The sequence below is a fragment of the bacterium genome (assembly GCA_040757115.1).
Taxonomy (GTDB): Bacteria; UBA9089; CG2-30-40-21; order CG2-30-40-21; family SBAY01; genus JBFLXS01.
Map to the genome: position 1 here is coordinate 1 of JBFLYA010000208.1, position 6,619 is coordinate 6,619.

Below are 6,619 nucleotides of genomic sequence, written 5' to 3' on the forward strand. Positions count from 1 at the left end.
TTTGTGGGTAACTTTTAACACCTCTATTATTATCAATTTCCTCCAAAGAGCAAAATGCAAAACTCGTTTATAGTTTAGGGTTTATAGTTTATAGTGTATAGTTTATAGTTTATGGTTTATAGTTTATAGTCTATAGTCCTTCAACTATAAACTATCAACTATAAACTATCAACTATCTACTACATTTCAGCGTTAAAATAGTTGAAGCAAAGATATTACCAAATTCCTCCAACTCTTTGAGAAACCATGCTACTTCCTTTTTGAAATTTGATTTGTAATTTTGCATTTTGATATTTGATATTTATTTGTTGTCTCCCCCAAATCCTATTTTGCAGAACCCTACTGAGTGATATAAGCATCAAAATGATGCTTGATTGAAGTCTATTATACCGGAAAAGGAGGCATCAGGGAATAGTACAGTTTTCCTAAAAATGTATCTTTTTCTTCTTGACATCAAATATCCTCATATGCTAAACTTAAAATAGTTCTACAAAGCTGGCAAAAAAACTGCCACAAAGTGGCTTAGTTCAACCCAGCGCTGCACCTGACCCTCGCTTCGCTCGGGCAGGTGAGATTGGTCGTTAGCTCAATAAATTCTAAAAAGCAAGGTTGAAAAATGAAAATAGAGAAGAAATTCAAAAGATTAAAAGAAATAAAAGCAGACATTCAAAAAAGTTATTTTATAAAACAAATTGGGGTGTTTGGCTCATATATTAGAAAGGAAGAGGAATCTGAGAGTGATTTAGATATTTTGGTTGAATTCTATAAACCAATAGATATTTTTAAATTTATGGAATTAGAAAGATTTCTCTCCGAAGAATTAAATATTAAAGTAGACCTTGTAAGTAAAAAAGCCTTGAAGCCTTTTATAGGAAGAGAGATTTTAAAGGAAGTAGTATATGTCTAAGAGCGAGTTTAGAGATTCTTTGGTAGATGTTTGGAAAGAAATAGAACATATAGAAAGGTTTTCAACATCTCTTAATTATGAAGGATTGATGGAAGACGAGAAAACTCTGTATGCAATTGTAAGGTGTTTTGAAATTATTGGCGAGGCAGTAAAGAATATTCCAGAAGAGGTTAAAGAAAACTATTGCCAAATTCCATGGAAAGATATGGGGGGAATGAGGCACAAATTAATTCATGAATACTTTGGGGTTGACTATGAAATATTATGGGAGACCATAAAACATAGAATCCCAGAACTAAGAAGGGAATGGTTAAAGATACTGGAAGATTATGAATTAAAAGAGATTCAGAGCTAACAACTCGGCTATCAGCTAACCTCTCTTCGTTCGGTAGATGAACTCTATCGTTAGCCGTACAAATTTTATCAATACAACAGGAGTTAGGTTATGAAAAGTAGATTCCAAGATATACTATTCATACTTTTTGCTGTTGTAGTCATACCATTTTGCTATTGGACTTGTGGTATGAGAGGTCTTGCTGTTTTGGCATGGGCTTTTTTCTTACCACTCTATGTGCTGCGACTTGTAATCTGGTCTTTCTGGACAAGGTTGAAATCCTGGTTATCAGCTAAATGTACAGCCATATCCTGGAATATATTGGCATTCGGAGTCGGGGGAACTTTGGGAATTATTGTGTGGTTTGTGTTGTCCACAATCCTAAATGTTCCAAGATTTATCTTGCCCAAATGGTTGCAAATGCTCGGGTTTCTTATTGCAACAGTGGGATTAATATTGGCATTGTGGGCACAATGGCTTCTTGGCCTTCAAACTGCCATTCTTACGACTCGTATATTTGGCAAGGACAAACAAGAAGAGCGAAGAGTAGTCAGTACGGGTCCATACGCTATATTCCCTCATCCGATATTTTTAGGTGAGTGGTTAACTATAATTGGATGCTTTCTTTTAACATCACAGATTTCTCTGCTCATGTTATTATTGATTGCTTTTTTATCAGACATGTTTGCGGCGAGCAGAGAAGAAAGAGATTTGCAAGAGCGATTTGGGGAGGAATACAAAACTTATCGCTCGCGGTTCTCCGTTTGGAAGCAATTGTAAGAAAGTGAATTAATGAGAAGTTTGGCTAACGAATTAAGAATTTGTGTGGAGCAACGCTGACACACAATTCTGGGTTGAACTAACGCAATGGAGTATTATTTGGAATTTGAATAAAAGGCTATTTTGTATTTGGTAGGTTTAGTTATCTATTTTTGAGACTTCTATAGTCCGCTTTAATCCAGCTGTGAATGATTTTAATCAGCACTTTTTCTTCTTGACATCAAATATCCTAATATGCTAAACTTAAAATAGTTCTACAAAGCTGGCAAAAAAACTGCCACAAAGTGGCGTAGTTCAACGAATCATTGCAGCGGACTGCGGGGGAGCTGAGCACTTCTCAAAGTTTTGTTATGTATATAAAGTTTAGTGGCAATTCTCCCTGCCGCCGATGAACTCAAGCATTAGCTGGTTGCGCCAAAATCGAGAAGGTATTCTGAAGACGGTGGATTTTGTAATAAATGAGCCCAAAAAAGAAAAAACAATACTATGTAGTCATACAGGGGCATAAGCCGGGAATCTACGATAAATGGTATGGACCAGGCGGTGCCGCAGAACAAGTTGTGGGATTTCCTGAAGCGCTTTATAAAGGATTCTACACTCAGGAAGAAATACATAAGTGGTTGAAGGAACCTGGTGAAACATCCTTTCTATTGGAGCGTATTCCTGAATTACTCGACAAACCTGCTTGTTCACCACTTGAAGATTCCAATGCTTTGATTAAAAGAAGAGAGGTAGTGATTTACACCGACGGAGCGGCTATTAGCAATCCAGGACCCGGTGGTTATGGCGTGATTCTCCTTCACAAAGGGCGGAGGAAAGAACTATCCGGCGGTTACCGTCTGACGACTAATAATCGCATGGAACTGCGTGCTTGTATCGTTGGACTCAAGGCTTTGAAGTTCAAGTGTTCAGTGGTTATCTGGACTGACTCAAAGTATGTAATTCACGGTATTACTAAAGGCTGGGCAAGGCGATGGCGCGCCAACAACTGGATGCGTGGTCCAGAAAATAAGGCCGAAAATCCAGATTTATGGGCAGAGTTACTTGAGTTGTGTGAAAAACACGATGTGAAATTTAGATGGGTAAAGGGACATGATGGCAATCCGCAAAACGAACGATGTGACCAATTGGCAAACAAAATGGCCAGACGAAGAGATTTGCCAGCAGACGAAGTTTATGAAACCATGAAAATCAAAAAGGACAGATAACCAATCGCTGAAGTTGACGGTGGGGGATAGTCGCACACCGCTTATTTCAGTCGTTAGAAAGTATTAAAAAGACCAAAAAGAAAGGTAAAGGACAAATGAAATGGATATTCCAAAATCTTACGACCCACATACAGTTGAAAAAAAATGGTATAAATTCTGGCAAGAAAATAACTATTTTTATGCCAATGCTAACTCTGATAAAAAAACATTTTCTATCGTAATCCCTCCTCCGAATGTTACCGGCTCTCTTCACATGGGGCATGCCTTGAATAATACCCTTCAAGATATTTTAATCCGATTTAAAAGGATGCAAGGATATAATACCCTCTGGCTTCCCGGAACAGACCACGCCGGTATTGCCACCCAGAATGTGGTTGAAAAACAACTTCGCCAAGAAGGTTTAAAAAGACACGATTTAGGGAGAGAAAAATTTATTCAAAGGGTCTGGGAATGGAAAAGACAATATGGAGATTTGATTATTGAACAATTGAAAAGGTTAGGGGCATCCTGCGATTGGTCAAGAACACGATTTACAATGGATGAAGGATTATCTAAAGCGGTGCGAGAGGTTTTTGTCTCTCTTTATCAACAGGGATTTATCTACCAGGATTATTATATTGTAAATTGGTGTCCAAGATGCCAAACTGCATTAGCCGATATTGAAGTGGTGTATAGAGTTATAAATGGCCACCTGGATTATATTAAATATCCCGGAGACAATGACCAGGCAATAATCGTTGCAACAACAAGACCGGAGACAATGTTAGGCGATACAGCCGTTGCGGTTAATCCAGACGATAAACGATATAAACACCTGATTGGCAAGGAAGTGATATTGCCTATTTTAGGTCGAAGGCTTAAAGTCATAGGTGATAACTTTGTTGACCCTGAATTTGGCACAGGGGCAGTGAAGGTTACCCCAGCACATGACCCAAATGATTTTGAGATTGGTAAAAGGCACTCACTTCAGCAAATCAATATCCTCAATCCAGATGCCACAATGAATGAAAATGCAAGTCATTACCAGGGACTGGATAGATACGAATGTCGAAAAAGATTAGTCGAAGATTTAAAGGCACAAGGATTGTTAGTTAAAAGACAAGAATATTCCTACTCGGTCGGACATTGCTATCGCTGTGATACAATTATTGAGCCTTACTTATCCCAACAGTGGTTTGTCCGAATGAAGGAGCTGGCTAAACCAGCGATTGAAGCCGTCCAATCTGGTCGGACAGAGTTTATCCCTAAAAACTGGGAAAAGACATATTTTGAGTGGATGGTGAATATCAAAGATTGGTGCATCTCAAGACAAATATGGTGGGGACACCTGATACCTGTCTGGTATTGTCAAAAATGTAAAGCCACTTTAGTGGAAAGAGAGGACCCAACTAAATGTCTTAAGTGTGGGAGTAATGAATTGATTCAAGACCAGGATGTGCTTGATACCTGGTTTTCCTCAGCATTATGGCCATTTTCTACACTCGGTTACCCGGAAAAGACAAAAGACCTATCTACATTTTATCCCACTTCCGTGCTTTCTACTGGTTTTGATATTATCTTTTTCTGGGTGGCAAGGATGATGATGATGGGATTGAAATTTATGGGCAATGTCCCTTTTAAGCAGGTCTATATCCATGCCTTAATTAGAGATGCCGAAGGACAAAAAATGAGTAAATCCAGAGGCAATGTCATTGACCCACTGGAAGTAATTGATAAATACGGCACAGATGCACTTAGATTTACACTGGCAATTATGGCTGTGCAAGGCAGGGATATTCTTTTATCTGAGGAAAGAATTGAAGGATACCGACATTTTTGTAATAAATTATGGAACGCCGGCAGATTCATTTTGACGAATTTAGAAGATTATGTTCGGAATTCAAAATTCGAAATTCGAAATTCGAAATTTTTATCATTAGCCGATAAATGGATTCTAAGCCGACTTAATCAGGTAATCGAAAAGGTAACCGAGGGGATAGATTCATATCGTTTTAATGAATCTGCTCAAATACTTTATGACTTTATCTGGCATGAATACTGTGATTGGTATTTAGAATTAATCAAACCAGAATTAGGAGGGCAAAGAAGGAAGATAACACAACAGTTATTAATAGATACCTATGAGGCAATTTTAAGACTTCTGCATCCGTTTATGCCATTTATTACCGAAGAACTATGGGAGAAATTACCTGTTCACAAGACAACAAATTCTATTATGGTTACTCCCTGGCTAACATTCAATCCAGACCAGATAGATTTAGACTCAATAAAGGATATGGATTTGATTAAGGAAATAGTTGTTTCTATCCGCACGATTCGTTCAGAGATGAAGATACCCCCTCAAGTAAAATTTAAAACAGTCATTATTAAAAGTAAACCCTTTGCCCCATTGGAAGAAAATATCGTCTATGTGACATTTTTGACTCATACGGCTGAAGTAATCTTTGATTTAGATGCCACCAGGCCATTTGGAGCCGCTGTAATCATCGTTAAAGGAGTTGAGATTTATGTCCCATTAGCCGAAGTTGTTGATTTAGGTAAAGAAGAAGAACGATTGAGTAAAGAACTTTCAAAGGTAGAAAAGGAATTAAACTTACTTGAGGCGAAATTATCCAATGAAGATTTTATCACAAGAGCCCCAGTTGAGGTGGTTGATAAAGAAAAAGAAAAGTTAGAATCTTACATCTCAAAACGCGATAAGTTAGTGATGAGTTTAAAATATTATTTTCATTAAGATATGATGATAACCGACACTCAAAATTTTTCCACCTGTGCAATTAGACTAATTTATCGCAGAGACGCAAAGGAAAAATAAATGTAAAATGTAAAATAGGAAATGAAAAATGGGAAATTTTAGTACTTCGCAAGACTCATTACCTTTCAGTTATACATTTTCATTTTACATTTCTCATTTTACATTTAACCGCACAGGTCGAGATTCGTAACCGTTCAGCCACAGAGGCACAGAGTTCACAGAGAATTAGAGAAATTAGCCACAAATGGACACGAATTAACCTGTGACATTCGATAAATGTAGTGCGAACCTTTAGGTTCGCTTTCCTGCTTGCCAGAAGCGCGGCTAAAGCCTCGCACTACAAATCTTTTTATTATTCGTGTTCATTCGTGGTTATATATTCCCTCTGTGTTCTTTGTGACTCTGTGGCTATATCCTGAACGGTTACCGAAATTCTTCCCTGGAAATGAAGACATAAAGGTCAGACCGGGAGCGCGATGCTCTTACTGGTGGCAATAAAAGTTGCCACCTGGAAACAAAAATTACCAGAGGTGTAAGACTATGGAATTATTGGACTTAGAAACTCTGATTGATACCGCTATTAAGGAAGATATAGGGAAAGGGGACATAACCACAGCCCTATGTCTGGTAAAAAA

At 37.9% G+C, this 6,619-nt stretch carries 5 protein-coding genes; all 5 read left to right on the forward strand.

Annotation, left to right across the window (positions count from 1 at the left end; translation table 11 throughout):
* Positions 1-616 precede the first annotated feature (616 nt).
* The 5 genes from AB1422_14920 (at position 617) to AB1422_14940 (ending at position 5,963) form a co-directional block, all read left to right on the forward strand.
* A complete protein-coding gene (locus tag AB1422_14920) occupies positions 617-907 on the forward strand; it encodes a nucleotidyltransferase family protein (protein MEW6620604.1) in 291 nt (96 codons plus the stop codon).
* Positions 900-1,262, forward strand: coding sequence for a DUF86 domain-containing protein (locus AB1422_14925; protein MEW6620605.1), 363 nt, complete (start codon positions 900-902; stop codon positions 1,260-1,262). The genes AB1422_14920 and AB1422_14925 overlap by 8 nt, the downstream gene beginning before the upstream one ends.
* A gap of 90 nt (positions 1,263-1,352) precedes the next feature.
* Positions 1,353-2,021, forward strand: coding sequence for an isoprenylcysteine carboxylmethyltransferase family protein (locus AB1422_14930; GenBank protein ID MEW6620606.1), 669 nt, complete (start codon positions 1,353-1,355; stop codon positions 2,019-2,021).
* Positions 2,022-2,479: 458 nt separating this feature from the next.
* Positions 2,480-3,229, forward strand: a complete 750-nt coding sequence (gene rnhA, locus AB1422_14935; protein ID MEW6620607.1) for a ribonuclease HI — start codon at positions 2,480-2,482, stop codon at positions 3,227-3,229.
* A 100-nt stretch (positions 3,230-3,329) separates the two neighbouring features.
* The gene (locus AB1422_14940) at positions 3,330-5,963 is read left to right on the forward strand and encodes a valine--tRNA ligase (protein ID MEW6620608.1); all 2,634 of its coding nucleotides are present in this window, start codon (positions 3,330-3,332) and stop codon (positions 5,961-5,963) included.
* The last annotated feature ends 656 nt before the right edge of the window (positions 5,964-6,619 follow it).